The 26,634-nt window shown below is 71.9% G+C and carries 27 protein-coding genes; 11 read left to right on the forward strand and 16 right to left on the reverse strand.

Features of this window, described 5'->3' with window-relative positions; all coding sequences use genetic code 11:
- Positions 1-84: 84 nt before the first annotated feature.
- On the reverse strand, positions 85-1,593 hold the full coding sequence (locus Actob_RS19555) for a gluconokinase (protein WP_284921713.1): 1,509 nt from the start codon (positions 1,591-1,593) through the stop codon (positions 85-87).
- 75 nt (positions 1,594-1,668) lie between these two features.
- On the opposite strand from Actob_RS19555, the gene Actob_RS19560 reads away from it, so the two are divergent.
- The 4 genes from Actob_RS19560 (at position 1,669) to Actob_RS19575 (ending at position 4,408) form a co-directional block, all read left to right on the forward strand.
- Positions 1,669-1,890 (forward strand): SGNH/GDSL hydrolase family protein, encoded by a 222-nt coding sequence (locus Actob_RS19560; protein ID WP_284921715.1) that lies wholly within the window; start codon positions 1,669-1,671, stop codon positions 1,888-1,890.
- 11 nt (positions 1,891-1,901) lie between these two features.
- Positions 1,902-2,606 carry a hypothetical protein gene (locus tag Actob_RS19565; protein WP_284921717.1) on the forward strand — a complete coding sequence of 235 codons (705 nt, stop codon included), beginning with the start codon at positions 1,902-1,904 and terminating at the stop codon, positions 2,604-2,606.
- A 31-nt stretch (positions 2,607-2,637) separates the two neighbouring features.
- A complete protein-coding gene (locus tag Actob_RS19570; protein ID WP_284921719.1) occupies positions 2,638-3,102 on the forward strand; it encodes an SRPBCC family protein in 465 nt (154 codons plus the stop codon).
- 109 nt (positions 3,103-3,211) lie between these two features.
- Entirely contained in the window at positions 3,212-4,408 is a 1,197-nt protein-coding gene (locus Actob_RS19575) for an MFS transporter (protein WP_284921720.1), read from the forward strand.
- A 55-nt stretch (positions 4,409-4,463) separates the two neighbouring features.
- Here the strand turns inward: Actob_RS19575 and Actob_RS19580 are convergent, their stop codons facing one another.
- Positions 4,464-5,078 carry a TetR/AcrR family transcriptional regulator gene (locus Actob_RS19580; RefSeq protein WP_284921721.1) on the reverse strand — a complete coding sequence of 205 codons (615 nt, stop codon included), beginning with the start codon at positions 5,076-5,078 and terminating at the stop codon, positions 4,464-4,466.
- Between the two features lie 67 nt (positions 5,079-5,145).
- Here Actob_RS19580 and Actob_RS19585 point away from each other — a divergent pair, with 67 nt between their 5' ends.
- Entirely contained in the window at positions 5,146-6,159 is a 1,014-nt protein-coding gene (locus tag Actob_RS19585; protein ID WP_284921723.1) for a hypothetical protein, read from the forward strand.
- 123 nt (positions 6,160-6,282) lie between these two features.
- Here Actob_RS19585 and Actob_RS19590 read toward each other — a convergent pair whose 3' ends face one another.
- The 7 genes from Actob_RS19590 to Actob_RS19620 all read right to left on the reverse strand — a co-directional run bounded on the left by Actob_RS19590 (position 6,283) and on the right by Actob_RS19620 (position 14,117).
- Positions 6,283-7,494: a PP2C family protein-serine/threonine phosphatase gene (locus Actob_RS19590; RefSeq protein ID WP_284921724.1), complete on the reverse strand. Its 1,212-nt coding sequence runs from the start codon at positions 7,492-7,494 to the stop codon at positions 6,283-6,285.
- Positions 7,495-7,578: 84 nt separating this feature from the next.
- Complete coding sequence (locus tag Actob_RS19595) at positions 7,579-8,565, reverse strand: sensor histidine kinase (protein ID WP_284921725.1); 987 nt, start codon at positions 8,563-8,565, stop codon at positions 7,579-7,581.
- 94 nt (positions 8,566-8,659) lie between these two features.
- The gene (locus tag Actob_RS19600) at positions 8,660-8,854 is read right to left on the reverse strand and encodes a hypothetical protein (protein ID WP_284921726.1); all 195 of its coding nucleotides are present in this window, start codon (positions 8,852-8,854) and stop codon (positions 8,660-8,662) included.
- A gap of 142 nt (positions 8,855-8,996) precedes the next feature.
- Complete coding sequence (locus Actob_RS19605; protein WP_284921728.1) at positions 8,997-9,428, reverse strand: hypothetical protein; 432 nt, start codon at positions 9,426-9,428, stop codon at positions 8,997-8,999.
- A 28-nt stretch (positions 9,429-9,456) separates the two neighbouring features.
- Positions 9,457-12,723 carry a P-loop domain-containing protein gene (locus Actob_RS19610; protein WP_284921729.1) on the reverse strand — a complete coding sequence of 1,089 codons (3,267 nt, stop codon included), beginning with the start codon at positions 12,721-12,723 and terminating at the stop codon, positions 9,457-9,459.
- A gap of 47 nt (positions 12,724-12,770) precedes the next feature.
- On the reverse strand, positions 12,771-13,646 hold the full coding sequence (locus Actob_RS19615) for a cytochrome c oxidase assembly protein (RefSeq protein WP_284921730.1): 876 nt from the start codon (positions 13,644-13,646) through the stop codon (positions 12,771-12,773).
- A 6-nt stretch (positions 13,647-13,652) separates the two neighbouring features.
- A complete protein-coding gene (locus Actob_RS19620; protein ID WP_284921731.1) occupies positions 13,653-14,117 on the reverse strand; it encodes a DUF2243 domain-containing protein in 465 nt (154 codons plus the stop codon).
- A 225-nt stretch (positions 14,118-14,342) separates the two neighbouring features.
- On the opposite strand from Actob_RS19620, the gene Actob_RS19625 reads away from it, so the two are divergent.
- Positions 14,343-14,891 (forward strand): hypothetical protein, encoded by a 549-nt coding sequence (locus Actob_RS19625; RefSeq protein ID WP_284921732.1) that lies wholly within the window; start codon positions 14,343-14,345, stop codon positions 14,889-14,891.
- A gap of 74 nt (positions 14,892-14,965) precedes the next feature.
- Here the strand turns inward: Actob_RS19625 and Actob_RS19630 are convergent, their stop codons facing one another.
- Together Actob_RS19630 and Actob_RS19635 are read right to left on the reverse strand one after the other, a co-directional pair.
- Entirely contained in the window at positions 14,966-15,574 is a 609-nt protein-coding gene (locus Actob_RS19630) for a response regulator transcription factor (protein ID WP_284921733.1), read from the reverse strand.
- Between the two features lie 81 nt (positions 15,575-15,655).
- Complete coding sequence (locus Actob_RS19635; protein WP_284921734.1) at positions 15,656-16,801, reverse strand: hypothetical protein; 1,146 nt, start codon at positions 16,799-16,801, stop codon at positions 15,656-15,658.
- 221 nt (positions 16,802-17,022) lie between these two features.
- Here Actob_RS19635 and Actob_RS19640 point away from each other — a divergent pair, with 221 nt between their 5' ends.
- A complete protein-coding gene (locus Actob_RS19640; RefSeq protein ID WP_284921735.1) occupies positions 17,023-17,466 on the forward strand; it encodes a hypothetical protein in 444 nt (147 codons plus the stop codon).
- 46 nt (positions 17,467-17,512) lie between these two features.
- Positions 17,513-18,265 (forward strand): ZIP family metal transporter, encoded by a 753-nt coding sequence (locus Actob_RS19645; protein ID WP_284921737.1) that lies wholly within the window; start codon positions 17,513-17,515, stop codon positions 18,263-18,265.
- Between the two features lie 112 nt (positions 18,266-18,377).
- Here Actob_RS19645 and Actob_RS19650 read toward each other — a convergent pair whose 3' ends face one another.
- Entirely contained in the window at positions 18,378-19,154 is a 777-nt protein-coding gene (locus Actob_RS19650; protein WP_284921739.1) for an NPP1 family protein, read from the reverse strand.
- Positions 19,155-19,275: 121 nt separating this feature from the next.
- Positions 19,276-20,349 (reverse strand): hypothetical protein, encoded by a 1,074-nt coding sequence (locus tag Actob_RS19655; RefSeq protein ID WP_284921740.1) that lies wholly within the window; start codon positions 20,347-20,349, stop codon positions 19,276-19,278.
- A gap of 116 nt (positions 20,350-20,465) precedes the next feature.
- Between Actob_RS19655 and Actob_RS19660 the strand changes: the two genes are divergently transcribed.
- Complete coding sequence (locus Actob_RS19660) at positions 20,466-21,848, forward strand: family 43 glycosylhydrolase (protein WP_284921741.1); 1,383 nt, start codon at positions 20,466-20,468, stop codon at positions 21,846-21,848.
- A gap of 2 nt (positions 21,849-21,850) precedes the next feature.
- Here Actob_RS19660 and Actob_RS19665 read toward each other — a convergent pair whose 3' ends face one another.
- Positions 21,851-23,053 carry a serine/threonine-protein kinase gene (locus Actob_RS19665; RefSeq protein ID WP_284921742.1) on the reverse strand — a complete coding sequence of 401 codons (1,203 nt, stop codon included), beginning with the start codon at positions 23,051-23,053 and terminating at the stop codon, positions 21,851-21,853.
- A gap of 90 nt (positions 23,054-23,143) precedes the next feature.
- On the opposite strand from Actob_RS19665, the gene Actob_RS19670 reads away from it, so the two are divergent.
- Positions 23,144-24,655 (forward strand): FAD-dependent oxidoreductase, encoded by a 1,512-nt coding sequence (locus Actob_RS19670; RefSeq protein ID WP_284921743.1) that lies wholly within the window; start codon positions 23,144-23,146, stop codon positions 24,653-24,655.
- 63 nt (positions 24,656-24,718) lie between these two features.
- Here the strand turns inward: Actob_RS19670 and Actob_RS19675 are convergent, their stop codons facing one another.
- Both Actob_RS19675 and Actob_RS19680 read right to left on the reverse strand, forming a co-directional pair.
- Positions 24,719-25,120: a hypothetical protein gene (locus tag Actob_RS19675; protein WP_284921745.1), complete on the reverse strand. Its 402-nt coding sequence runs from the start codon at positions 25,118-25,120 to the stop codon at positions 24,719-24,721.
- A 217-nt stretch (positions 25,121-25,337) separates the two neighbouring features.
- Positions 25,338-25,889 carry an RICIN domain-containing protein gene (locus tag Actob_RS19680; RefSeq protein ID WP_284921746.1) on the reverse strand — a complete coding sequence of 184 codons (552 nt, stop codon included), beginning with the start codon at positions 25,887-25,889 and terminating at the stop codon, positions 25,338-25,340.
- Between the two features lie 234 nt (positions 25,890-26,123).
- Here Actob_RS19680 and Actob_RS19685 point away from each other — a divergent pair, with 234 nt between their 5' ends.
- Complete coding sequence (locus Actob_RS19685) at positions 26,124-26,633, forward strand: LytR C-terminal domain-containing protein (protein ID WP_284921747.1); 510 nt, start codon at positions 26,124-26,126, stop codon at positions 26,631-26,633.
- Position 26,634 lies beyond the last annotated feature (1 nt).

The raw sequence follows: 26,634 nt of genomic DNA on the forward strand, positions 1-26,634 counted from the left end.
CTGATCGCATCGATGGTGGGAGCGTTCCCATCGCTACGGAGCTTCGATGCTCGATCCGTTCAAGTCAATGGGCCGTCCGCCCGACTACTGTGGACCCGGCGTGCCGGATGCCCGCTCGCGCACCAGCGCGTCGTACACCTCGGCGAACCGGGCGCGACGGTCCGCGTAGTACTCGGCGTGCGCGGGCCGCGGCTCGTACGTCGCTCCGGTGGCCCGCGGTGCTCGCGGGACGCCGGGTGCCAGCACGTCGAGCGCCAGCAGGGCGGTGCCGCGTTGCGTGGCGCGCCGCCGGGTCACGTGCGTGACGGGCCGCCCGAGCACGTCGGCGAGGACCTGGAGCCACTCGGGCTGGTCGTTGCTCACCCGGCCGGCCGCGGCGACCTCGACGACCCGCGGAGCGGCCGGGTGCAGCTCGTCGGCGACCCGGGCGTACGTCATCGCCACCCCCTCGACGATCCCGCGGAACAGCGCGTCGGCGTCGGTGGCGGCCGACACCCCGCCGAACACGGCACGGGCCCCGCCCACCCAGCCGGGTGCGCGTTCCCCGGTCAGGTAGGGCAGCACCAGCGGCGTGGCCTCGCCGGGCGGTGCCGTGAGAATCTCGGCGAGCTCCGGGCTCAGGCGCAAGGTGGCCTGCGCCCAGCTGACGGCGCGACCGACGTCGTTGATCGCCCCGCCGAGCAGCGTGCGTCCCGCGTCCACCCGGTAGTTCCACAGGCCGAACGGCAGCGGGTCGGCCGGGCCGTCGAGCAGCACCCGCAGCGCGCCGCTGGTGGCGGTCGCCGCGGTGAGCACCGTGGCGTCGGTGGCCCCCGACCCGATGTTGCTGGCGAATCCGTCGGTGATCACCGGGAACCACGCGGCCCGGGCGAGGGCCGGCCAGCGCGCCGGGGCGGCCGGGTGGGCCGGATCGGACATGTCCCGGGGTGGCGAGAACTGCGCCGCGCCGGCGCCCGCGGCCGCGAGCAGCTCGGCGTCGAACTCGCCGGTGCGGCGGTCGAGCAGGCCGGTCCAGGCCACCGTCGACGTCCCGGCGAGCGGTTCCCCGACCAGCCGGGCCAGGACGTACTCGCCGAGGGACCACCAGGCCGCCGCGCCGGCGACGGCGTCCGGCCGCGCGGTCGCGAGCCAGCGCAGGCGCGGGGCGTGGTAGCTGGTGTGCAGCCGGGTGCCGGTGCGCTGCTGCACCGCGTGCTCGTCGAGCTCCGCGCGCAGCCGGGTGACCGCACCGGCGCTGCGGGAGTCGGCGTAGGTCAGGCAGGGGGTGAGCGCCCGGCCGCCCGCGTCGACGGCGATCAGCGAGGCGGCGAAGGTGTCCATCGCGACGCCGGCGATGCGGGTGCCCAGCCGGGTGTCGCCGGCCACCGCGTCGAGAACCTGTTGGACCTCCGCGGTGACCTGGTCGGGATCGATGACCGAGGTGCCGTCGGGCGCGACAGTGAACGCGTGCGGCACCTTGTGCTGCAGGCCGTGGACCGGCCGGCCGGACGCGTCGTACACCCCGCCGCGGGTGGCGGTGGAACCGATGTCCAGCGCGAGGATCAGCGGGTCGAGCGCTGCGGCGAGCGCGACGTCGTCATCGGTCCGGGCCATCGCCATCCTCGTCGTCGGCGCCAAGGGTCTCCAGCGACCCTAACCAACCCTCGCCGGGACCGCCCGCCGACGGACGTGGCCACCGGAAACATCTGCCGGGCGGCGCTGGACGCCGGGGCGCGGGTGGCGGACATCGGGAGGACGTCCGTGGCCGGTTTCGCGCGGGACCCGAGCCTGTTCAGCAACGACTGGTTCCACCCGTCCAGCGCCGGTTACGCGGTGATCGCCGAGGCGCTGGCGCCCACGGTGAAAGCCGTCGCGGCGGAGTGTTCCGGGCGCAGCGGGGCAACACTCTGAGCGTGCGACGGATGCGGCTGCGTTTCGACGGGTGGATAGCCGGGCTGGGGACGACCGGCGGGATCCGGCTGGTGGTGGGTCACTGGCCGGCGTCGCCGTTCGGGCCGTTCAGCGACGTCATGGTGGAACACCCGGACGGGCGGCGGGTGCTGCTCGCGCCCACGGAGCGGGTGGGCCGGTTCGTCGCCGGCACGTACACCTTCGAACAGGTCCAGGTGGTTCCGGTCTCGGTGACCCGCCGCGGGGCAGCGTGGACGGTCACGGCCGGGCCGCTCACGCTGCGGTTCGAGACCGGCGGCCGCGGCGGGCTCGGCTGGTTGCTGCGGGCGGTGCCGCCGCCGCTGGCGCGGTGGCTGCCGTGGGTACGGCTGATCGACCGGCCGGCGCGGTTGGTGCGGGGAGTCCGGACGTACGGCAGCGCCGGCAACGGCCGGCGTGAGTGGTACGCGGCGCGGGACTCGCACCGGATCCTGACGGTGACCGGCGAGTGGTGCGGGGTGGAGCTCGGGCGGCTCAGTGAGATCGATCCGCCGGTGCGGTTCGGCTTCGGGTCGGCGCCCCGCGGTCCGGCGCTGGTGCGGGTCACCACGACGGTCGAGGTGCCGGTGGGCGGCGTCGAGGCGGGGACGGCTGCTCCGGGCGTACCCGAATCGGGTTTTGCTCGAAATCGACGCACGAATCGACGCAACCTGTTTGGGAGGCCCGCGGGCGGGTAGTTCAGGAGCACCCTGAACGAAGGAGAAGATCGTGAGCACCGTGACCGAGTCCGTTGACGTGAACGTGCCGATCGGTACGGCCTACAACCAGTGGACCCAGTTCGAGGACTTTCCGCAGTTCATGGATGGCGTCGAGTCGATCACCCAGACCGACGACACGCACACCCACTGGGTGACCAAGGTCGCCGGGCAGACCCGGGAGTTCGACGCGGAGATCACCGAGCAGCACCCGGACGAGCGGGTCGCGTGGAAGAGCACCGGCGGGGAGACCAAGCACGCCGGTGTCGTGACGTTCCACCGGCTCAGCGACAGCGAGACCCGGGTGACCATCCAGCTCGACTGGGAGCCGGAGGGCTTCGTCGAGAAGGTCGGCAGTGCGGTCGGCGTGGACAGCCACCAGGTCAAGGCGGACGCCAAGCGGTTCAAGGAGTTCGTGGAGAGCCGGGGCAGCGCCACCGGCGCTTGGCGCGGCGACGTCGAGCGGCCGGGCATCTGACCGTAGGTGTTCGTGGCGGCTGGCGTCTTCTGGCGCCGGCCGCCACGCTGGTTTCTGCCTGTCGGCCGACCGAGCCTCCTCGGGCCAGTGGTCGTATCGTTCACTACCAATGAGTACGGTCTTGTCGCCCCCTCGCCGTCTGTTGTCGGCCTCGTTCGTCTCCCAGGTCGGTAACTGGCTCACCTTCACCGGCCTCGCTCAGCATGTGCAGTCTCACTACGGATCGGCCGCAACCGCTGCTGCCTTCGTCACCCAGAGTCTGCCGAGTTTGCTATTCGTCCGCGCCGTCGTCGAGCGGATCCCGCCGAGCCTGCGGCCGCGCGTCTATTACCTGACCCAGATCGGGCTCGCGGTGCTGAGCCTTTCGCTCGTCATCGGTACGCCGTTGCCCTACGTGCTGGTCTTTTTCGCACTGTCGGCGTTGCTGCGCGGTATCGCGAACCCTCTCTACATGGCGCTTGTCGGGGAGTGGGTGCCATCCCAGGACCGTTCGGCGATCTATATCTCGCTCGGTGCCATAGGCTCTGTCACCCTGGCCCTCTCGCCGGCGGTCGGAGGCGTCATCGCGATCGCATTCGGCTTGCACTGGCTCGTCGTCATCGACGCGGCCAGCTTCCTTCTGGGCCTTGCCATCTTGCGGACCGGTCCAGCCTGGCGGCCGGCGAGCGGACCCTCCAGGCCGGATGAGCCTCCGTCCATGTTCACGCTGCGTGGGCTGTTCGGTCGTCCGCCGGGGCTGACCGGCTCGCGTGCTCAGGCGCTGACCGCCTGGACCTGGTTGAGCCTGATCGGTGCCGCGGTCAATGCTGTGGAGCTACCGGTATTCGCCCTCATCCACCACTTCGATACACGGCTATTCGGGTACGCGCTGTCCTGCTATGGACTCGGCGGACTGGCGACGCTTTTCCTGCGTCGGTACGTCGCCGATCGCGAACAGTTGCTGCCGTGGCTGTCCGGTGGATACCTGGTGTCCATAGCGGCATGGGTATTCGGCGGTGACGTCGGCGCCTATGCCGGATTCTTCGGTGCCGGGCTGACATACGGCCTGCTCAACGGGGTTTTGCGTGGCCTGCTCGACCGGTCGGCGCAGGCCGGCGGGGTCGACGCGGTACCGCTGTGGGCTTGGGCGAACCAGGTGGTGATCGTCTCGAACCTGGTTGTCTACGGCGTCGCCACCGCCGCGTTCGCCGCCGGAATGGCGCCGGCCATCGGTGGGCTCGTTCTGGTCGGACTGTGCCTTGCTTTCGTCGCGCAGTCGATTCGTGTGGTGTTCCGGCCGGCGGTGCCTTCCGTGTCGATCCGCTGATCTTGGACGGTGGGTGCGGCAGGAGGTAGCGCGCGATCTTGGTGCGGTCGATTCGTCAGTCGCCGTGCCGATTCGGCTGACTGTCGCGTGGGCTGCGGCCGCGTACCAGGGGCAGGAACACTTCGTCGACGATCTCGACGAGCACCTCGTCGGGGACCGAGGGGATACCGCGCATCGCGTACTCGGCGCGGAGCAGCATCATCGGTGTCGTCGCCACCCGGTGGTGGGCGGCCGCCGCCGGCGCCTCGCCGCGGGCTGCGGCCCGTTCGAGCATCCCGAGCCAAGCGCGGTCCATGGTGTCCGCGCCGGACCGTTCCCGCATGAGGGTGAGTAGCTCGGGGTCGTCGGCCGCGGCGGCGAGCAGACCGCGCAGAACTGTTCCGTGTGGCGACGACCATGTCTGGTTGGCCAGTCGGAGCATCTCGAGTGCGTCGCCTCGCAGGGTGCCCGTGTCGGGGTTCGGCATGGCGGCGTCGGACAGATGCCGATACGCCGCGACGCCGAGAGCCGCCCGATGCGGCCAGCGGCGGTAGATGGCGTTCTTGTTGGTCCCGGCGCGGGCGGCGACCCGGTCCATCGTCATCCCCGCGTAGCCGGACTCGCGCAGTTCGTCCGCTGCGGCATGCAGGATCGCCCGTTCCAGTTCCTCGCCCCGGCGTCTCGTGCCCATGCCTTGTAGGGTACTGGACGTACCCTATAAGGTACGCGGCGTACCGTAAGTGAGAGAGGACTTTGGGATGCGCGTCTTCGGCATGAACTACGACACCGGCTTCGTGAGCGCCGGATCCACCACCCACGAGCCGTTCGACCCCGACACCGTGCGGAACGACCTGCGGGTCATCCGCGACGAGTTGCACTGCGACGCGGTCCGTATCACCGGCGGCGTCCAGGACCGGCTGGAGCTGACCGCGCGGCTCGCGGCCGAGATCGGGCTCGAGGTGTGGTACTGCCCGTTCACCAACGGCCTCGACCGCGACGGGCTCATGGCGTTCGTGCTCGATGGCGCCGAGCGGGCCGAACGGCTGCGGCGCAGCGGTGCCTCGGTCGTGTATCTCGCCGGTTCGGAGATCTCGATCTTCACCGACGGTTTCCTGCCCGGCCGGGACCTGGCGGAGCGGATGGCGTTGTTCAGCGATCCGATGCGGATGCGGGAGGCGATCCCGGCCGCCCGGGCCGCCGTGCGCGACTTCTTCGCCGAGGCGGTGCCCGCGGTGCGCGAACGGTTCGGTGGCCTGGTCGGATACGCCTCGATCCCGCTCGAGGGCGTCGATGGGGCCCCGTTCGACATCATCGCGAGTGACGCCGGCTACCGCGACGCGACCAACTCCGCGGTGTTCCCGCAGACCTTGGCGGCGGCGGTGGGGCAGGGCAAGCCGTACGCCGTGACCGAGTTCGGCTGCTGTACGTTCCGCGGCGCACCCGACGTGGCGGGCCGGACCGAGCCGGTGACCTTCGACGAGCATGGCCGTGCCGTGAAGCTGACTGCGGCGTTGGAACGCGACGAGGAAGGCCAGGCGCGCTACATCATCGATCTGCTGCGCGACTACGAGGCCGGCGGAGTGGAGGCGGCATTCGTTTACACCTTCGCGAACCGGCACCTACCGAGCACCGGCGATCCTGAGCACGACTACGACCTGGCCGCGCGTGGAATGGTGCGAGTGCTGCCGGACGGCTCATGGACACCGAAGGCCGCATTTCGCGCCCTGGCCGAGTACGGTCGTTCCCGCGCGCTGAGCCGGTCTGCCTCCTAGGCATCGGACTACAACCGGGCGGCCTTCGCCCGCGCTGCTGGCACCCGCGCCAACTCGCCGTGCCGTCCCCGAACCTTACGCTCCGTCACCGGCCTCTCCGGCAGAACCTCTGCCCGCGGGCATCTAGGACGGCCAGCGCAGGTACAGCACAGCGGTGTCGTCGTTGTGCCGGCCGGCGTCGTCGGTCTGGATCCGGGTCAGCAGGGTGTCGACGTAGTCGGTGGGATCCGCGATGCTGCTCAGGCTGGCGGCGAGGTCGATGAAGCGGTCCTCGCCCAGCCGGGTGCCGTCCTCGCAGAAGCTCTCGATGACGCCGTCGGTGTAGAGCAGCAGCCCGGCGCCGGCCGGCACGGTGACGGTGGTCTCGCGCCAGCGGGCCCGGCCGGGCGCCATGCCGAGGCCGGGACCATACCTCACCGGGGCCGGATGGACACCGCCCGGCGTGACGATCAGCGGGGCCGGGTGGCCGGCGCTGAGCAGCACCACCTCACCGGTGGCCGGGGTGATACCGGCCGTGCAGACGGTGGCGAACATGCCGTCGTGCGGGCGTTCGGCGACCAGCACCTGTTCCAGCAGTCGCATCCGGTCGACTTTGCGCAGGCCGGCCAGGGTGAGGGTGCGCCAGCCGAAGCGCAGGCCGACGCCCATCGCCGCCTCGTCCGGGCCGTTGCCGCAGACGTCGCCGATCATGGCGTGGATGACGCCGTCGGTGGTCTGCACGACGTCGTAGAAGTCGCCGCCGAGCAGTGAGCGCTGCTGGCCGGGCAGGTAGCGGCTGACCACGGTGACCGCGGTGTCGGCCAGCAACGGCTTGGGCAGCAGGCCACGCTGCAGCCGGGTGTTCTCGTCGGCCTGCAACCGGCTGTCCCGCAGCCGGCGCTCCGCGGTCTGCACCCGCTTGCGCTGCACGGCGTAGCGGATGGTGCGGGCCAGCAGGGCCGCGTCGACCTGATCCTTGACCAGGTAATCCTGGGCGCCGGCGGCAACCGCCGCGGAGCCGGTGGCGGCGTCGTTGAGCCCGGTGAGCACCAGCACCGCGGCGTGCGGCCACCACTGCAGCACCCGGCGCAACGCGTCCAGTCCGCGGCCGTCGGGCAGGTGCAGGTCCAGCAGGACACACTCCGGCTCGTACCCGATGGCCATGGCCGCGGCCAGGGTGACCACGTGCTCGAGACGGGCGTCCAGGTCGCCGTCGGCGAGGTACTCCCGCACCAGGACGGCGTCGCCCGGGTCGTCCTCGATCAGCAGCATGACGATGCCGGCGACCGAGGCGTCGGCCTCCCGGCCCGCCTGAGGCGACAGCGACGTGACGGCCCCGCGCCCGTCAACGATCACGACCCCTACCCTTACCTCTTCCGCACCGGCGATGTCAGTATGGCGCAGCGGACCGGCGGACGGCAGGACCCGTCATCGAAGGTGTCACCGATGCATGACGGCGTGCGGGAAGTACAACCGCACCGACGTACGGCCGGGCACCGAGTCGACGAGCACGGCGTCGGCGAGTTGCCGGGCCAGCCACAGCCCGCGGCCGCTGGGCTGGGCGTCGCTGACACCGGGCGGGTGATATCCGGCGGTGACCGGCACCGGACGGCCGGCGTCGTCGTCGCACTGGGCGATCAGCGTGCCGCCGTGGTGCCAGGCCCGGACCCGGACCGGGGTGGCGGCGTGCCGCAGGCCGTTGCCGGCCACCTCGACCACGGCGACCACCAGGTCGCTGGCCGGCTCGGCGGCGAAGCCCCGCTCGCTCGCCCAGGCGTTCAGCATCGCGCGCAGGTCCCGAAGCTCGGCGACCTCGGTGAGGGTCCGGTCGTGGTCGACGTGCCGGGGCGCGGCGGGCAGGGGAGCGCGGTGCCCGGCGAGGTAGTCGCCGGCTGCCCGGAAACGCGGGCTGGGCTGCCGGCCGGACGCGGTGAGCCGGTAGCGGTGGGTGGCCAAGACCTCGCCGAGGACGTCGGGCGGGTGTCGCCGGCTGTCCCAGAGGCAGGTGACCGCCGATCCGTACGGGGCGTAGGTGTCGTTGCAGACCGCCTCGTAGGCGAGGTAGGCGCCGGTGCGGCCGAGCGGCGGTCCGTCGTGGCCGGGATCGGCGGACAGATCCGGCTCGGCGATCACGTGCACCCGGCGGTCCTTGTCCGCCTGCTCGGCCAGGTAGCGCCGGAAGCTCTCATAGGCCAGCCCGAGCCGCTGGTAGAACGCCGCCGGGTCACCCCAGCGCAGCAGACCGGGCAGGTGGTGCGGGGGATCGGTGAGCAGGGCCCGGGTGCGGTCGCTGACCACCAGCAGGATTTCATCGTACGCGGTGAGCGAGCGCCGCAGCTCCGCGGAGAGCGCGGTGACCAGCTCGTCATCGCTGCCGGGCAGCAGGGCACTGTGCGGGAAGGCGTCAGTGCTCCGCGTCGTCGGCATGGGTGTGCGATACCCCTGGTGCGCCAGCTCATGCGGGCCGAGGCGTTCGGTGTTCGGCGCCGGGTCGGTTCAGCTCGAGCAGGTGCCGGTCGCGCTATCCGGCCGCGGCGAACGGCGTGAGGGTGTCGACGCGCGCCTCGACCAGGTCGCCGCAGGACGGGCAGTTGCCGGACGCGAACAGGCGCTTGATGCCGCGGCCGAGATCTTTCGGGTAGACGTCCATGACGGGCACGCCGTCGGTGCGGCACGGCGTGCAGGACAGCCGGCCGGGGATCCTTCGCTGACTCATGCCGCTGATCAGAACCCCGTCGCCGGCGCGCGCCACGGACATCCTGTCCGATCGGTGGGTGCGCGGGTCACGGCCGGTGTGCCGGGCCGAGGAGAACGGCGCGGCCGCAGCCGCCGGAGACGTGCCGGCCGTTCTCTCCGGGTCAGGGCCGGGGACGGCCGTCCGATCCGTCGACGCGGGTCGTGATCGACGCGGTGTTGTTTCCTCCGACGGCGACGGAGCCGGCACCGGTGGCATGGGTGCCGGCGACGCCACTCGATGTCGCCGCGGCGGGCGGCCGGGCACCGGAGACATCGGTGCGGATCTCACCGCCGTTGTCCCCGCCGACCCCGACACCGCCGGGCCCGCCGGCGGTCACCGCCGGTACGTCAGCGCGGGCGGTCGTCTCCTGGCGCCACGTCATCCAGCCCAGCACCAGCCCGGCGACACCCAGGAGCGTGGAGACGCACACGCCGCCAATGGAGATCCACTTCTCCGCGCGGTCGAGTCCCTGACCCGCGAGGATCCATCCCGCACCGGCGAGGCCCGCGATGAAGAGGACTGCCGCCGCGCCTGCCTTGGTACCGAGCCTCATGGGACTCATGATGCCACCGGCCGGCCGATCAGTAGTCCTCGGTGATCAGCAGGACCAGGTCGGGCCGGGACGTGGCCAGCGCGGGAAGCGGGATCGACCACGTGCCGGTGACGAAGGCACGGGCGAGAAGGTGCGACCCGGCGGGCAGTCCCATGGTCTCGGCGATCCCGGTGAGCGCTCGCGCCCGCTCGTCGGGCGAGCCGATCGTGGCCGCGATGGCCTCGGCCCGAGCCGGGTCGTGGGTCGCTCCGGCGATCGCCACCGCCCGCAGCGCCCGGTCCAGCTCGCCGAACTCCGGTGCGCTGCGGCGGGCGACCCGTTCCGCGCGGTCGAGGTCGCCGGCGGCCGCCATCGCCCGGGCGATATCGGTGGTCTCCCAGCCGAGCCATCGCGGGAGCTCCCGCATGGCGTCGAGGGTCCGCTCGGCGCGATCGAGGTGCCCGGTTTCCGCCAGGGACCGAGCGATGTCGGTCAGCACCGTGTCCCGCTCACCGCGAGCCTCTCGGGTGGACACCAGGGTCAACGCGTGTTCGTGGTCGCCGGCCGCGACGAACGCGTGCGCGATCTCGGCCCAGATCGACGTGGTCCGGGCCACTTGCGGATGGGTACGAACCATCGTGGCCGCCTCGCCGGCCAAGGCCCGCCCTCGTGCCGGGTCACCGGCTCGTGCCATGGCCTCGGCCACCGAGATGACCGCTCGGGTCCGGCGGCGCATCGACGTGATGGTCCGGGCGGTGTCCTGTGCCATCACGGCCAGGCTCAGGGAGCGATCCGGTTCGCTGGCAGCCGCGAGTTCCACCAGCGCGGTGACCCGGTCCGCGGGATCGGGGATGCCGAGCACGATCTCCTCGGCCCGCTGCGCGTCTCCGGCGCCGGCTGCCGCCCGAGCCGCGGCGGTCAGCGCCTGCGCTTGCTGCGACGCCGCCGGGATGTCGCGCGCGATCCGTTCGGCCAGCCGGGCCAGGCGTGCGGCACTCGTCCGGTCACCTGATGCCGCGACCGCCTCGCTGACCGCCGCGAGGGCCGTGGCCTGCCGGTACGTCTCGGGTATGGACCGGGCGATGTCGTGCGCGCGGCCGGGATGACCGGCGGCGGCGACGGCGATCGCGCAGAGCCCGTCGACCCGCTGATCCGTACGGTCGATGGTGCGGACGATGCGTTCGGCCCGGTCGGGGTCCCCGGCCGTGGCCACCGCCCTGGCGATGTCGATGACCTGCCGAGGATCCCGGTGACGGCTCGACGCCTCGCGGGCATCGGCCTCGGCCTGGACAGCCAGTGCGCGGCCACGGTCGTGGTCGCCCGCCAGTGCGGCCACCAGCCCCAGTTCGGCCAGGGCGTGCGCACGCTGGCCCGGGTGCCGGATGGCGAGGGCGACCTGCTCGGCCTGGTCCGCGTCGCCGGCGGTGACAGCCGACGAGTCCGGGTCCGCCTCGCTCGACCGGGCGAAGACCGTGCCGGTCGCAGCGGCTCGGGTCCGGGCGATCCGGTCGAGTGTCCGCTCCCTCAGCTCATGGCCCCGGACGGTCGCGGCGATCGACTCCGCCTGCTCCTGAGCGCCGGCGATCGCCAGGGCGCGAGCGACATCGGCCACCTCGGCGCCGTCGATGTTCTGTGGTATGTCGGCGGCGGCTCGTCGTGTCGCGTCCGCCCAGTCGTCTCGTGCCGCTCGGTCGCCGAGGGCCCCCATCACGCCGGCGACGTGGCTGCATGATCTTGCCCGGCTGGCCGGATCGGTCTCGTTCAGTGCGAGTTCGGCCGCGCCGGCAGCCCACTCGGCGGCGTCGCGGGTGTCGCCGACGGCGATGCGGGCCTTGGCTATTCCGGCCAGCGCCTGCACCTGTCGAGCACGGCCGGGGAGGCTGCGCGCCAGCGACTCGGCCCGGATCGGGTTGTCCAGTGCGGCCCACAGCGCCGGCAGGGTGGCGGGGATGGCGGCGTTACGCGCCATCAGTCCGTCGCGATGGCGGCACAAGCGGGCGAGAGCCACCAGATCCGGCTCCGGCCGGCTGACGACGAGTTCCTGCGCGGTGCGGATCTCGGCCAGCACGGCGTGGTCGCCGCCGATCAGGTCGAGCATGCTGTCCTGCCGGGCCGTGTTGGTCGCCAGCGCGACCAGCCGTGCGATGTCGCCGGCCTCGGCGAGCATCAGCGGGTAGTCCCTGAGCAGGTATTCGGGGGCGTCCGACGGCCATGGCCCGGACGACAGCGCGTCCGCCCAGGCGTGCAGACGCCGGCGGTACGCGGCGAGCTCCTCCTCGCCCAGGTACCGCACCGCCGTCCGATGCAGGTCCTCGTGGCCGAGCAGGTAGATCTTGCCAGCCTCGGCGGACCATACGTCCGCCCGGTGGGTGAAGGTGCGCCCACCCACCGTGTGCAGCGCGTCCTCGATGGTGACCAGGTCCGCACCGGTGAGCTGACGAAGGTCGGTCTGCGAGAGACCGCCGCGCGAGGCGGTCAGCAACCCGAGGAGCTGCCGTTCGATGTCGGCGCCGTGCAGCAGGCGGCGGAGCTCCGCCTTGCTGCGTTCCTCGGTGTCGCGAGCGTGCGGCGAGGTGGTGAGCCGACGGACGACGCGCGGATCCTTCAGGGGATGTGCCTCCGGAACGTCGCCGGGCAGCGGCGGATTCGGCCGGCTGGCGACGATGACCCGCATGTCGTGCGGCGGATCCGCCGGTAGCAGGCCGGCGATGCTGCTGATGGCCGGTCCCAGCGAGACGCCACGCTCCTCGTCCAGGCCGTCGACGATCAGGATCAGCCGCCCGCCACGGCTGCGCTGGATCTCCGCGGCCTCCCGGAGCATGGCGAGCATCCAGGCTTCCCGGGTGCTCTCGTCGGTGACGGGAGGCAGGTTCTGTCCGGTCAGCGCGCACAGCTGGTGCAGCAGCGAGGCGGTGAACGCCTCGCGCGTATCGGTGCCGGCCATCCGCCCGGTGACGAAGAACGACACGATCCGGATGCCGGCGGCGGTGAGGTCGGCCGGCGGGCGCAGGACGAAGGTCGACAGCAGAGCCGACTTGCCGGCCCACGCGTCGGCGCGCCACCAGGCGTACGGAAGCGGGCCTGATCCTCGGCAGAAGGCGGCCAGCTCCGCCAGCTCGGTGTCGCGATCCAGCAACAGCGGCGGGGCGATTCTTCGCACCTGCTCCAGGTAGACCGACCGGGCCGGCGGGGCAACCGGCGAAGCGGACAGGTGGAAGACGTTTGTCGTGATCGGCGCGGAGTTGTCGCCACCCACGACGACCGAGCCGTCCCCCAGGGCGGCGGCCCACACCCGCCGCAACCTATCGAAGAACATGACGGCCGGCTCCATCGATGGGGTGCGACGCTGGACAAGACACCAGCCTAGGATCGCAGCTCCGCGGACGACAGCCCGGTGACCGCCGCGCTGCCGGGATCCGTGCCGGGGCCCGCTCGGAACTCCGCGGGCAGGCGCCACGGCACGCGCGCCGGTGGGACGGCCGGGATGCGGGGTGTCCGGTTCCTGTCCCGGCGGGTGGGGTCGGCGGCGGCGTACCACTGCCGGCAGAAGGCGACGATCAGTGCCAGGTCGATGAGGTCGCCGCCGTAATACATCAGCTCGGCGCCGGTGCGGCCGGCGCCGGGAAGCACCCCGGCCGGGGGATGGCCGTACAGGTACTTGGCGAGGATGCCGTGCGCGGCGAGAAAGGCGACCAGCACGACGGCCCGGGTACGCCGGCCGGCCCGGTGCGGATCCGGGTCGATACCGATCAGGGCGGCGCTGAGCAGGTATCCCGCGGCGACGATGTGGACGTGCACGGCGACGTGCAGCCACGGGTGCCGGGCCATCGCCGGGTAGAGATCGGTGGTGTAGAGCAGCCAGAGGCCGCCGGCATCGAGCAGGGCGGCGGTCACCGGGTGCGTGACCACGCGCACCGGGCGGCTCCGGAGCGCGCGGGACAGCGTCCGGGCGTGTGGCGCCGGCAGCGCCCGCAGCGCGAGGGTGACCGGCGCGGCGAGCACGAGCAGCAGCGGAGCGGCCATCCCGAGCAGCAGATGCCCGGTCATGTGCGCGGTGAAGTCGTGGTGGGCGGCGCCGGCCAGCGGTCCGGTCGTCGCGGCCGCGGCGGCGGCCAGCCCGGCGGCCCAGGAAGCGCTGTGCCGGGCGGGCCACCAGCCGCCGCGGCGGCGCACGGTGAGGACGCCCAGGCCGTACGAAAAACCGGCGGCCAGCAGCGTCGCGGCGAACAAGTAGCCCACCGGTCGTCAGGCGGGGCGGCGGCGCGCCCGGGCCAGCAGCACGGCGCCGGCGACGATCATGACGACGGCGAGGATGTTCCAGGTCCAGTCGTACGGTGCCACGTCGACGTGATAGCGGATCTGGTGCAGCCGCATCACCTTGTGCTGCAGCGTCCCGTCGTAAAGCTGGAATCCGCCCGCACCGGCCAGCAGGCCGCCCCACCACGGCGTGGCGTGGAAGGCCGCCCGGCGGCGCAGGTCGGCGAGCAGGAACAGGCTGGCGATGGTGGCGAACCAGCTGAAGGCGTGGAACAGCCCGTCGGAGACCAGCCCGATCGCCGGCGTCGACCTGTCGTAGAAGTGATGCCAGTGCAGCAGCTGGTGAAAGATCGTCTCGTCGGCGAAGGCGGCCACGCCCAGGCCGAGCAGCACCCCGGACAGTACGTTGCGGCCCGTCGCGGCGGTTGTCGATCTGACGGGTGCGGCCGGCATCGAAGACCTCCCGATCTCGTGGACGCTGCCGGGATGCCCGGGCCGGCAGCGGATAAACCAGGGTTCGCGGCGCCACGCCGCCGCGACCCGCCTGACAGTTGTCACCAACCGGGCTGACTTCACTCACCCCCAGCCGATGACAGCGCTCACTGGGTTGACCTTCTTCGGACCGTGAGGCTTGTCGATGACAGCGCAAGTCCGGCACGGCATTCGGTAGGAGGAACGATGACAACTCGGCAACGGCTCTCGATGATCGCGGTGATGGTGATCGCGGCGTTGGGACTCAGCTTCACGGGTGCGGGTGTGGCCGAAGCGGCCCCGAGCGCCCAGGCGGCCGCGCCGCCCGTGACCGCCCTCGCCACCCCGATCACCGGCACGGCCGCCGACGGCGGCTCCTTCACCGGTGACTTCACCCCGGCCAGGTTCGCCACGCAGAACGGCAAGCTGGTGGCCACCGGCGTGCTGGCCGGTACGGTCACCGACGCTTCCGGCGCCACCGTCGGTACGGTCTCGCGCACCGTCAGCCTGCCGGTGACCGTCGCCGCGGCGACGTGTCAGGTGCTGAACCTGGTCCTCGGGCCGCTGCACCTCGACCTGCTCGGCCTGGTGATCGACCTGAACCAGGTGCACCTGCTGATCACCGCGGTCCAGGCGCCCGGCAACCTGCTCGGCAACCTGCTGTGTGCCATCACCCACCTGCTCGACGGCACCCCCACCGCGGGCGGGCTGGCCGCGCTGCTCAACGCCGTCCTGGCCCTGCTGGGCCGGCTCTGACCGATCGGCTCGACCGCACGGCCGCCGCAGCCGCACCCCGCCAGGTGCGGCTGCGGCCCGTCGCCGGTGGCCGGTCAGGACAACCAGCCGGCGCTCTCGGCGAGACGGACCGCCTCCAGACGGTTGCGGGCACCGGTCTTGCGCAGGATCGCCGAGATGTAATTGCGTACGGTGCCGGGGCTCAGGTGCAGCTCGGCGGCGACCTCGGTGGACGGCACCCCGGACGCGGCCACGCTCAGCACGTTGAGCTCGCGCGCCGACAGTGGACTACGCGGTGCCGTCACCATCGCCACCGCCAGGGTCGCGTCGACGACGCGTTCCCCGCGGACCAGCCGGCGGATGCCGCGGACCAGCTCACACGGAGCCGCCTGGGTGTTGACGACACCGTCGACGCGCCCGCCGAGCGTCCGGCTGAGCAGGGCCGACTCGTCCGGGCCGGCCAGCGCCAAGGTGGCGCAGCGGGGTTGTTCGGCGGTGAACCGGTCGATGGTCGCCAGGCCGTCGCCGGCCAGGAGCGCGATGTTGATGACGGCCACGTCGGGCGACGCCGCGTGCGCCATGTCCAGTGCGGGGCCGAGGGTGTCCAGGTCGGCGACCACGTCGAGGTCGTCTTCCTGGGCCAATGTCACGGCGAGGGCGCCGCGGAGCAGGTTCACGGGTTCGACGAGCAGAATGCGGATCACGATGGCCTCCCTGCCAGGGGCAGAAGCTTCGGGATGGCCGGCCTGGTGCCGGCCGGTTTCCGGGTTCCTGCGGGAGGTCGTTCAGCGGGGCGGGCCCGCCTGCGGGACGGTGCGTCCGTGGGCGAGGCGGTGGGCGGCCCGGAGGCGGCCGGAGGCGGTCAGCTCGGGGCGCCACGACGACGAGACGACGTCCGTCGCCGGGGCGTTGCCGCTGCCGGGGTCACGTGTCTGCCCGGTGGGCTCCGGGTGGCCGGGTGGTTGTCGCGGTGCCGCCGGGGGCGGTGTGGTCCGCGGCCGGGCGTGCGCCGAAGGCGGCGTGGTGCGGCCCGACTGCTCGACGGCCGGTGTCCGGGGGAGTGGGAGAGGGACCTGCTGCGCCGAGACGGGCGGCTGAGGCGCCGGGGTGCCGGCGGTGGGCACGACCGGTGCCGGTGCCAGGCCCGGCGCGGGTGCCTGTGCCACGGTGGCTTGCGCCGGCCGGGGCGAGACCTGCGGCATGGCCGGCAGGCTGGGACGGGGTAGCTCCGGCACCGCGGGGAGTGCGGCCTGCGGCAGCTCGGCCTGCGGGAGCACGGCCTGCGAGAGCACAGCCTGCGGGAGCACGGCCTGCGGCAGCTCGGCCAGTGCGTCCAGCTGCCGGGCGATGGTTGCCTGGGCGACGCTCCCCGTCGTCGTCGTGTCCACCTGGCGGACTGTGGCGTCCACCTGGCGGATCGTGGCGTGCAGTTGGTGGACTGTGGCGCCGGCTTGGACGTGCGAGGCCTGGACCTGCCGCGCTGCCCGGATCGTGGTGTGCACCTTGCGGGTCGTGGAGTGCACCTTGCGGGTTGTGGTCTGCAGCTGCCGGACTGTGTCGCCGATTCGGACGTGCGATGTCCGGGTCTGTCGCGATATCCGGGTCGTCGCATCGTGTGCCGCGGCCGATGCGGTGGCCTTGGTCCGGCTGGCCGAGCGGTGACGCTCCGGTCGATGAGCCTTCGAGGCCGCCTTCGGGTGGGTGACGGCCTTGGTGGTGGCCGCGACGGTCTTGACCGAGTCGGCCGAGGCGGTGCTCACGAGGTCACTCAGCGGGTGGTCGTCCGACCCGGTGTCGGCACGCGCGGCCTGCGCGAAGAAGGCCAGCACAAGGTACGCCGCACCAGCCAGGCCCAGCAGCACCAGCAGGCGGGCAGCGCGCCGGCTGATCCGGTACGCGCGGTCCTCCGCTCGCGCAGCCACATTCCGCATCCGGACGGTTTACCCAGCCACGCTGTGTCGACACCTGTCGATGGCTGTCGGGTGTTGCCGTCGCAGCATGCGAGTCGCGCGTCAGGGCGGAAACGGGCGGCCGTACTGTAGTGCTGCATGTTGCAGGACGCCATTCGCTCCCAGCTCGGTGCGAGGGCGAAGTCGGGAGGTGCCGTGGGCACAAGGGGTTTCGGTGTCAGCCGGTCCCGCCGTTCAGCGGCATGACGGCATCGCCCCGGGAGCCGTCGGGCGGCCGGCCGGCCGGACCGCCGCGCCGCCGCAGCGGTCCCAGACTGCCGATCTACCGGTTGGTGCTCGCGATCGGGCTGCTCTCGGCGGGGCCACCACTGCTGATCCATGACGGTTGGGCCGGCGCGCTGCCCGCGGCGGCGGCCGCCTGCTATGCCCTCTATCTGCTGGCGGGCAAGCGATGGCCACGCCCGTTCCGGAGCCGGCGGGTCGCTGCTCCCGGGCGCGAGCGCGCCGAGCATCGGCACGAGCGAGCGGACTCCGGGCACCAGCAAGCGCAGCACGAGCAAGCCGAGCACGAGCAAGCTGAGCGCGAGCGAGCTGAGCGCGGGCACGAGCACGAGCACGAGCACGAGCACGAGCAAACCGAACGCCTGCACGAGCTAGCCGAGCGCGGCGAAATCGCCCAGGACTGACTACGATGGGGCGTTTGGTCCTTCATGATCGGGGCAAAGCGCTGCCATGCCAGGATGGTTACAAGCGGGCGGTTGGGGACTGCTGGCCGGTTCGGCGCTGCTGATCGGCGCCGCCGCCGGCTATCTGGCGCCGGTGCCGCGCAAGGTGATCGCGTCGGTGATGGCGTTCGGCGCCGGCGTGCTGTTGTCGGCGGTGGCGTTCGAGCTGGTGGCCGAGGCGCATGAGCGTGCCGGCCTGACGCCGACGGTGCTGGGCGCGATGACCGGTGCCATCCTCTACACCGGCTGCAACGTGCTGCTGGCGCGCCGGGGTGCCCGGCACCGCAAGCGGTCCGGCGAGCAGCAGCCGTCGGAGCAGGAGCAGGGTGGCTCCGGGACGGCGCTGGCGCTGGGCGCCCTGCTCGACGGTGTGCCGGAGTCGATAGTGATCGGCACGAGCCTGCTCGGCGGGGGAGCGATAAGCGTCGTCACCGTGGTGGCGGTGTTCATCAGCAACGTGCCCGAGGGGCTGTCGAGCGCGGCCGGCATGCGCCGGGCCGGCCGGTCCAAGGCGTACGTCTTCGGCCTGTGGACGGGCATCGCGGTGATCAGCGGTCTCGCCGCGGTCGCCGGTTTCACGCTGCTCGGTGGCGCCCCCGCCGCCGTGCTGGCCGGCATCACCGCCCTGGCCGGCGGCGCCATCCTCGCGATGATCGCGGACACCATGATTCCCGAGGCGTTCGACGAGGCGCACCTGCTGATCGGGTTGATCACGGTGGTCGGCTTCCTGGTGGCGTTCGCCCTCTCGCAGGCCGGCTGACCGCAGCCGGATGCGGGTCGCCTGGCCGGGACCGGATGCAGGCGGGCTGGCCGGAGCCGGGTGCAGGCGGGCTGACCGGAGCCGGAAGCGGGCCGGCTGACCGGAGCCGGACTCACGCGTACGGGTCGAAGGGGATCCCGGCCGGCTTGGCGGCGTTGAGCAGATTCTCGAACGAGCCGTCCTTGAGCTTGATGGTGGCCGAGCCGAAGTCCGCCGCCATCAGCCGGTCCCGCAGGTCCGGGCTCGGCCAGCCGGTCCAGCCGACGAGCGGCGGGTACCGCCAGGTGTGGTAGTGGTTCTCCGGCGGCTCGTCGTTGCCGTTGGCGAGCCGGAAGAAGTGGGTCCGCAGGCCGTCCTTGTGATAGACGACCTTCGGGTGGCCGCCGTCGAAGCGCACCCGCGACCGGGCATAGGTGACCTGCGAGCTGTGCTGCGTGGTGCTGACGTATTCCACCTGGCCGGAGGACTGGTTCACCCACGAGATGACGTGCTCCCAGTCGTGCCGGTGCCCGCCGAGCCCGCTGCCGGGGACCGCCTGGTCCTTCTCGAAGTAGCTCGCGTAGACGATCGCGCACCAGCCGTTGTCGCACTTCGAGCGGGCATAGGTCTGCGAGTTGTCGAGGTCGGACCGGTCCCGGCAGCTGCCGTTGACCGCGCCGGTCGTCTTGAGCCCGCCGTTGAGCGTGCCGTCCGGGCCGATCGCCGGCGTGGCGTAGCAGCCGTCGGTGTCGTAGTCGTAGGCGGGGGAGAACGACTGCTCGTACTCGCTCGCGTTCTGCGGCAGGTTGTGCGGCGGGTCGGCCAGCGCCGGCGTGGCGGTGACCGCGAGCAGGAACACCGTGAGGCCGGACACCGTCGCGGTCCGGGCGAGGAGGCGGTGACGACGCATGAACCCTCCGTCCATCAGGTGGCGGCGATGAGAGAGATCCTCACGTTTCCATCGAGGACAGTCAATAGGCTCGGCGTCCGTTCCGCGGGACCGTCCGCGCCGGCGTACCGAAAGAAGGTCCTCAGCGGCCGTGAGCGACCCGGCGCCGAGCGGCGGCGGCCTCGACCCGGGAGGCCAGACCGGGCTGCAGCGGCACCGTCCGCAGCCGCTCCAGCTCGTCGAGCGCCTCGGTGGTGCCGATCAGCTCCAGGCTGAGGACCGCGGCGTTCGCGACCTTCGCGTCGCGGGGGCCGTGGCCGGGCACCTTCACCGCGGCATACTCGGCCAGCGCACCGATCGCCGCGGGGTCACCCGGGGCCGGCCGGGTCACCGCGAGCAGGAACATCAGGCCGCGCAGCGCCACCACGTTGTACGCGTCGAGCAACTCGGTGGCGTCGAACAGGTCGACGCCGCGGAACTCGATCGTGCGCGGGCGCGGCACCAGCGCGAACCAGTGATGGATCCGCCGGCGCCAGGGTCCGGCCGCGTCGAGTTCCCGCGCCAGCTCGCGGGACTCGCGGGTCCACGTCGCGGCCGGGCGGGCGCCCTGGGCCCGCAGCGCGTGGGCGAGCATCCGCCGCGCGCCGGGGTCGCCGTCGGCGGTCTCCGCCCACACCTCACCGACGTTCAGCAAGCCGTCCGCCTTCGCGATCCACGGCAGCAGCAACGCCGGGTCGTGACGGTGGTGCACGGTGCGCCGCATCACCGCGATCAGCCCGGCCGGCACCGTGCCGGTCTCCCGCTCGGCGACGGTGGCCAGCAGGTCCAGCTGCCGCGGAACGTCGGTCATCCGCACGGCGGCGGCCTCGATCAGGTGCTGGGCGGCCGGCCCGGAGACGTCGTCCGGCTCCAGGCCGCGGGCGAGCGAGCACAGCACCGCACCGACCTGGGCCGGCGAGCGGCCGGCCGCGGCCGCGCTGTCCGCGACGCGGAGGATCAGCGCGTGGCGCCGGCCGGCCGGCAGGTCGTCCAGCTGGCGCAACACCATGGCGTCGTCCCAGCGCCAGCTGTCGTTGTTGTCGGCGGCCCGGGCGGTGAGCTCCCGGGCCAGGACGTCGTCGGCGCCGGCCGCGAGCAGGTCCCGGACCCGATCGACGCGCTGCGGGCCGGGGAGCGTGGAGATCGTTTCGCCGAGCATGGCGGCCAGCTTAGACACGCCGCGCACCACCGCCCGGTGACGCCCGGTGTTCCCCGGCCGGTGAAACGCGATCACTTGACAGGAGAGCGGGAGAACGATCGTCTGGGACATCCACCAACCTCAGTGGAGGGTCCATGTCACAGTCTCGTGCCCGGCGCGGCCGCCTGCGCCTGGCGACCGCCCTCACCGCCGTCCTCACGCTGGTCGCCGGCCTGCTCACCGCCACTGTCACCCCGGCGGCGGCGGTCGCCGGCGGCCCCGTCATCGATCAGAACTTCGCCGACCCGGATGTCATGAAGGTCGGGCACACCTATTACGCCTACGCCACCAACAGCGACGGCCGGCACATCAAGTGGGCCACCTCCACCGACCTGGTCACCTGGACGGTACGGGCCACCGACGCGCTGCCGGTGCTGGGCGCCTGGGCCGACCCGGACTGGACGTTCCCGCCAGGCGGCCCCGGTGACCACGGCGTCTGGGCGCCCGAGGTGTTCGCCACCGGCCCGAAGAGCTTCGTCATGTGGTACGTCGCGCACGACCGCGCCTCCGGCAAGCAGTGCATCGGCGCGGCCACCGCCACCGCGCCCGGCGGGCCGTTCGTCCCGCGCGACACGTCGCTGGTCTGCACCCCGGAGATCGGTGGGGCGATCGACGCGTCGTCGTACACCGAGAACGGCCGCCGGTACATGCTGTGGAAGAACGACGGCAACTGCTGCGGGCAGGACACCTGGCTGCACCTTCAGCAGGTCAGCGCCGACGGGCTGCGCCGCACCGGCACCGAGACGCTGCTGATCAAGCAGAACAAGCCGTTCGAGGGGACGCTCGTCGAGGCGCCGACGCTGTGGAAGCACGGCAAGACGTACGTGCTGTTCTACTCGGCCAACTTCTTCGGCAACGGCAGCTACCTGAGCAGCTACGCCACCTCGACCAGCCTGCGCGGGCCGTACACGAAATCGGCCGTTCCGCTGATGACCACCGACGCGTTCGCCGGGTCGGTGCGCGGTCCCGGTGGCCAGGACATCGTGACCGGGCCGGACGGGCAGGACCGGATCATCTTCCACGGCTGGGACCCGAGCTTCACCTATCGGGCGGTGTACTCGCAGCGCCTGGACTGGCGGGGTAGCCGGCCGATCGTCGAGGGCGCCAAGATCCGTTACGAGGCCGAGGACGCCGACTTCACCCGGGCCAACGCCCGGTATGCCGTGGGCGGCGCCAGCAACGGCATCGTGGTCGGTGGTATCGACTTCGCCGACAGCCGGGTCACCTTCCACGTCTACGTGCCGCGGGCCGGCACCTACCGGCTCTACACCCGGTACGCCAACGGCTCCGACGGCGGCGCGGCCAGCCACACCCTGACCGTCAACGGCACGGCGGCCGGCACCGTCGACTACCCGGTCACCGGCTGGGACAACTGGCAGGTCAGCGAGCGGGACGTGACGCTGAGGGCGGGGGACAACACCGTCGCGTACGGCAAGGGGTCGAATTTCGCGGAGCTCGACGCGATCGACGTCGCCTGACCCTAGGGCTTGCCTTTCGCCTTGGCCTTGGCCTTGCCCTTCGGCTTGGCCTTGGCCTCGGCCCGCGGTTTGGTCTCGGCCTTCGGCTTGGTCTCGGCCTTGGGCGCGGTCCCGGCATGCGGTGCCCGGCGCGGCTCGGCCGCTCGCGGCGTTCCGCCGGCCAGGCTCAGCTGGAGCGTGCGGATGACCGGCGTGGTGGCCGGCGGCGAGGTCGGGGCGCTGGGTGGCACGGCGGCCACCGCCGGTGCCGGGGTGCGGGGATCGTCCGCGCCCCACACCGCGACGCCGGTCACCGCGACCAGCGCGGCGGCCGTGCCGCAGGCGGCCAGGGTGCGCTGCCGCCGGTTCGGTGTGCGCACCGGTGCCGCCGGCGGCGTGGTGTCCAGCAGGGATGCCGGCGGCAGGCCGGCGATCCGGCCCAGGACCAGCGCCAGCTCCGCGGCGGTCGGCCGCTCACCCGGCGCCTTCGCCAGGCAGCGCGACACCAGCCGAGCCACTTCGGAAGGCATTTTCGGTACGGCCGGCAGCGGCGCCGGCTCGGCGTAGTAGTGCGCCCGGAGCATCTGGGTGGCCGTCGAGGCGTCCCACGGCATCCGGCCGGCCAGGCACTGGTAGAGCAGCAGGCCGAGCGCGTACACGTCGGTGGCCGGCCGGACCGGGCCGCCCTTGATCCGTTCCGGGGCGAGGTAGGCGGGGGTGCCCAGCAACCGGCCGTCGCTGCCGTCCATCGCGCCGACCGCCGCCGAGATGCCGAAGTCGACCAGTTTGACCCCGGACGAGCCGACCATGACGTTGCCCGGTTTGACGTCGCGGTGCACCACCCCGCGCTCGTGCGCCGCGGCCAGCGCCGCCGCCACCTGGGCACAGATCAGCACCGCCAGCCGCCACGGCAGCGGCGTCCCGCTGAGCAGTTCGGTCAGGGTCCGGCCGTCGACCAGTTCCATCACGACGTACGGCAGCAGCGTGCCGCGGTACGTCGTCTCGCCGTAGTCGTGCACCTGCACCACCATGGGATGGCGCAGGCTCGCCGCGGCCCGGGCCTCGGCCCGCAGCTGGTGCAGCAGGTCCTGGTCGGCGGCCAGCCGGGCGGAGAGCACCTTGACGGCGACCTCCCGGCCGAGGATGTCGTCCTCGGCGCGCCACACCACCGACATGCCGCCGTGGCCCAGGCGCTCCCGAAGCCGATACCGTCCGTCGATCAGCAAACCGTTCTCCACGGAACGCCGATGCCCAGCCGTCGCGCGCCCAAACCCCGCTGGGGTTTACCGGTGTCCATGTCGGGTAGTCGCGCCGCCATGCTGGCAGGTACACAGGAGTCCTATTGGATCGAGTCCACCGCGCCGACCGCGTATCCGCGGCTGGCCGGTGACCTCGACACCGACGTGGTGGTGATCGGGGGTGGCATCGCCGGGCTGTGCACGGCCTGGGAGCTCACCCAGGCGGGACACCGCGTGGCGCTGCTGGAGGCGGACCGGATCGCCACCGGCGTCACCGGGTACACCACGGCGAAGCTGTCGGTGCTGCACACCCTGGTCTACGACCGGATCCGCAGCTCGTTCGACCAGGTGAGCGCGCGGCAGTACGCCCGCTCGCAGCAGGCCGCCGTGGACCGGGTCGCCGAGGTGGCCGGGCGGCTCGGCGTCGACTGCGAGCTGGAGCGGCTGCCCGCCTACACCTGGGCCGAGTCCGAGGACACCCTGGAGCAGGTGCGCGCCGAGGCGGACGCGGCGGCCGCGGCCGGGCTGCCGGCCACCTTCGTCACCGAGACCGGGCTGCCGTTCCCGGTGGCCGGTGCCATCCGGGTGGACGGTCAGGCGCAGTTCCACCCGCGCAAGTACCTGCTGGCCCTGGCCGACGACCTGACCCGCGCGGGCGGCCGTGTCTTCGAACGCACCCGGGCGACCGGACTGGACGAGGGGGAGACGTGCACGGTCACCACCGAGGCCGGGCACACCGTCACCGCGCGGCACGTCGTGATCGCCACGCACTACCCGGTCTTCGACCGGGCTTTGCTGTTCACCCGCCTGGAGCCGCGCCGTGAGCTGGTGGTGGCCGCGGCGATCCCGGCCGAGCAGGATCCCCGGGGGACGTTCATCACCCCGGATCACCACACCCGTTCGGTACGGACGGCGCCGTACCGTGCCGGCGAACGTCTGCTGATCGTCACCGGCGAGCACTTCACACCGGGCTCCGGGGATGCCGCCGAGCACTGGCAGCGGCTGGCCGACTGGACGCGGGAGCGGTTCCCGGACGCGCGTATCGTCTACCGCTGGGCGACGCAGGACAACAGCACGACCGACCGGATCCCGTTCATCGGCAGGTTCCACCCGGGCGCCGACAACGTGTACGTCGCGACCGGGTTCGGCGGCTGGGGGATGAGTTCCGGGGTGCTGTCCGGCCAGTTGCTGGCCGCGCTGATCGGCGGTGACGCGCCGGAGTGGGCCGGCCTCTACGACCCGCGCCGGCTCGGGCTGCTGCGCGAGGCCGGTTCGATGCTGAAGCTGCAGGCCGGGGTCGCCGGGCACTTCGTGGGTGATCGCGTACGGTCCTCGCACGTCGACACGATCGACGACATCGCGCCGGGCAGCGGCGCCGTCGTCCGGATCCGCGGGCAGCAGTGCGCCGCCTACCGGGACGCGGCCGGTGAGGTGCACGCCCGGTCGGCGCGCTGCACCCACCTGGGCTGCATCGTCAGCTTCAACGAGGCGGAGACCGCGTGGGAGTGCCCGTGCCACGGCTCCCGCTTCGACGTCGACGGCGCCGTCCTGCAGGGCCCGGCGATCAGTCCGCTGCCGCCGTTCGAGTGATGGGCACCGAAACGCGGGCGGTGAGTGGACCTCGCCGCCCGCGTCTGTCGCATGGTGTGCGGGTCAGTGCACGGTGCAGGAGCTCGTGCAGTTGCGGATGGTCGCCACGCCGAAGCTTCCCCAGACCTTGACGTTGTAGTTGCCGTAGAGGCCGACCGTGTACTTCCAGGACGTGGAACCGTAGACACTGCAGGATCCGCTGTCCACGACGTTGCCGTTGTCGGCGTCGATCACCTGGTAGGAGGTCGTGGTCGCACCCTGGCAGTCCAGCATCGACTGGATCCAGTGCGCGGAGCTGTGCGACGGGATCGTGCCGCAGACGTAGGTGACGCCGGAGATGTTGTGGTTGCAGTTGATCTGCGAGTAGGCGCCGTAGTTGGTGAACGCCAACGCGCTGTTGGCGGTCAGGAGCAGGGTGGCGAAAACCGCTACCGTGACCGCGGCCGTGCGCTTGAGCCATCGCATGGAAAATGTCCTCCCCGACGGGCGATGTTGTGATCGGTGCCGTTGAATCAATCGATTAACATCAATCTGGGACGGAATTTAACCAGGCGTTGACGGCGCGTCAATCGAAATGCATCACTGGTTGGTTGGACATGCGGCCCGGCTGGGCATCCCCGGTGCTGTGCGTCCGGGAATACCCAGCCGGTTCAGCGGGCGCCGGAGTCGTTACCGGTCCTCGTCAGTACCAGGCCTGGTGGCGGTAGTCCCACGGGGAGAATTCGGCGACGTCTACTTCCGGGTGCTCGGTGTAGTTCGCGTAACTCTGCTCCAGCATCTTTCCGCTGGCCACGTTCTTGAGGAAGTAGGTGGCGTACCAGTACTGCGTCAGGATCAGGTCCCACTGCTGGTTGGTGGCGCCGGTGCAGGTGGCCGCCCGGACGGTCAGCGTCTCAGCACCGTTCACATAGCTCTGCTCCAGGCACTTGCCGCTCTTCTTGTTCTTGATGGTCCTGATGTAGGGGGAGTCACCTACCAGGGTGTGCGACCACAGCTGATTGTCACCGCCGGTGCAGGCGACAGCCCTGATACCCGGCTGCTCGACGCCGTTCACGTAGGTCTGTTCCATGCATTTCTTGCTTCGGTAGTTCCGCTCGGTCGAGTAGTAGTCGTCCGCCGCGGCCGATGCGGCAGCTGATGCCCCACCGGGTGTCGCCAGCGCGGCGGCCGGCGCCACGAGAAGGGCCGCACCGGCGGTGCCGGCCATGGCGAGAGCGATCGCGAGACGTCTCACAGATACCTCCGAAGAATTGGCGGGAAGGCGCCGGGACGTTGTGCCGGCCAGATATGCGCTTCCCGTGCCCCGTGGACTATCGAATGAATTCGATGTCTGCGCCGGAATGTAACAACGCGATAGTGATGTGTGAACCCCGGACATTCCGCGCAGTTGGACAGCGGCGCGCGGCCGGAACGGCACGGGTCGATAACGAAAGGTTCGCCGGGCGCGGGCGGTGGGCACCACAGGGACATGACGGACACGCGTGTGCGGGCGTACCGCATCCTCAGCGCCCTCGCCGGGCTTGCCGCTGTCAGCGCCGTGGTCGCGGTGGTGCACGACACGCAGGGTGTCGCGGTCGCCAGTGAGAGCTGCAGCGTCCAAGTGAACCTGCGATTCCCGGACCGTCCGGCGCAGGTGAGGCTGCGGGTGTTCAACGGCACCCGGACGACGGGTCTGGCCGAGCGGGTCAGTCAGGACTTCAAGAACCGCGGCTTCGCGATGCAGTCCCCCGGCAAGAGCAAGACCAGGGTCGACGAGGTGGCGGTCATCGAGTACGGGCCGAAATCGGTCGGTGCGGCACAGTGGATCAGGGCGTTCTTCCTCGGCCAGGCCGAGCCCCGCTTCAGCGCGTCGCGGACCACCGACGTGGTCGACGTGAAGATCGGCACCAGGTACCGGCAACTCGCCACCCAGACGGAGGTCAACCAGTCCCTGGCGCAGCTGGGCGAGCCGGCCCCGCCGCCCGGTACGTGCGCGTAGG

The sequence above is a fragment of the Actinoplanes oblitus genome, from assembly GCF_030252345.1.
In the GTDB taxonomy this organism is placed as follows: domain Bacteria; phylum Actinomycetota; class Actinomycetes; order Mycobacteriales; family Micromonosporaceae; genus Actinoplanes; species Actinoplanes oblitus.

Bases quoted from the DNA above. Each gene is read 5' to 3' on its own strand.
- Actob_RS19635 (WP_284921734.1), bottom strand. From the start codon at position 16,801: ATGCGGAATGTGGCTGCGCGAGCGGAGGACCGCGCGTACCGGATCAGC.
- Actob_RS19600 (WP_284921726.1), bottom strand. From the start codon at position 8,854: ATGAGTCAGCGAAGGATCCCCGGCCGGCTGTCCTGCACGCCGTGCCGC.
- Actob_RS19685 (WP_284921747.1), top strand. From the start codon at position 26,124: ATGACGGACACGCGTGTGCGGGCGTACCGCATCCTCAGCGCCCTCGCC.
- Actob_RS19640 (WP_284921735.1), top strand. From the start codon at position 17,023: ATGACGGCATCGCCCCGGGAGCCGTCGGGCGGCCGGCCGGCCGGACCG.
- Actob_RS19565 (WP_284921717.1), top strand. From the start codon at position 1,902: ATGCGGCTGCGTTTCGACGGGTGGATAGCCGGGCTGGGGACGACCGGC.
- Actob_RS19555 (WP_284921713.1), bottom strand. From the start codon at position 1,593: ATGGCCCGGACCGATGACGACGTCGCGCTCGCCGCAGCGCTCGACCCG.
- Actob_RS19595 (WP_284921725.1), bottom strand. From the start codon at position 8,565: ATGCCGACGACGCGGAGCACTGACGCCTTCCCGCACAGTGCCCTGCTG.
- Actob_RS19575 (WP_284921720.1), top strand. From the start codon at position 3,212: ATGAGTACGGTCTTGTCGCCCCCTCGCCGTCTGTTGTCGGCCTCGTTC.
- Actob_RS19675 (WP_284921745.1), bottom strand. From the start codon at position 25,120: ATGCGATGGCTCAAGCGCACGGCCGCGGTCACGGTAGCGGTTTTCGCC.
- Actob_RS19580 (WP_284921721.1), bottom strand. From the start codon at position 5,078: ATGGGCACGAGACGCCGGGGCGAGGAACTGGAACGGGCGATCCTGCAT.
- Actob_RS19645 (WP_284921737.1), top strand. From the start codon at position 17,513: ATGCCAGGATGGTTACAAGCGGGCGGTTGGGGACTGCTGGCCGGTTCG.
- Actob_RS19620 (WP_284921731.1), bottom strand. From the start codon at position 14,117: ATGCCGGCCGCACCCGTCAGATCGACAACCGCCGCGACGGGCCGCAAC.
- Actob_RS19585 (WP_284921723.1), top strand. From the start codon at position 5,146: ATGCGCGTCTTCGGCATGAACTACGACACCGGCTTCGTGAGCGCCGGA.
- Actob_RS19660 (WP_284921741.1), top strand. From the start codon at position 20,466: ATGTCACAGTCTCGTGCCCGGCGCGGCCGCCTGCGCCTGGCGACCGCC.
- Actob_RS19670 (WP_284921743.1), top strand. From the start codon at position 23,144: ATGCTGGCAGGTACACAGGAGTCCTATTGGATCGAGTCCACCGCGCCG.
- Actob_RS19625 (WP_284921732.1), top strand. From the start codon at position 14,343: ATGACAACTCGGCAACGGCTCTCGATGATCGCGGTGATGGTGATCGCG.
- Actob_RS19650 (WP_284921739.1), bottom strand. From the start codon at position 19,154: ATGCGTCGTCACCGCCTCCTCGCCCGGACCGCGACGGTGTCCGGCCTC.
- Actob_RS19610 (WP_284921729.1), bottom strand. From the start codon at position 12,723: ATGTTCTTCGATAGGTTGCGGCGGGTGTGGGCCGCCGCCCTGGGGGAC.
- Actob_RS19605 (WP_284921728.1), bottom strand. From the start codon at position 9,428: ATGAGGCTCGGTACCAAGGCAGGCGCGGCGGCAGTCCTCTTCATCGCG.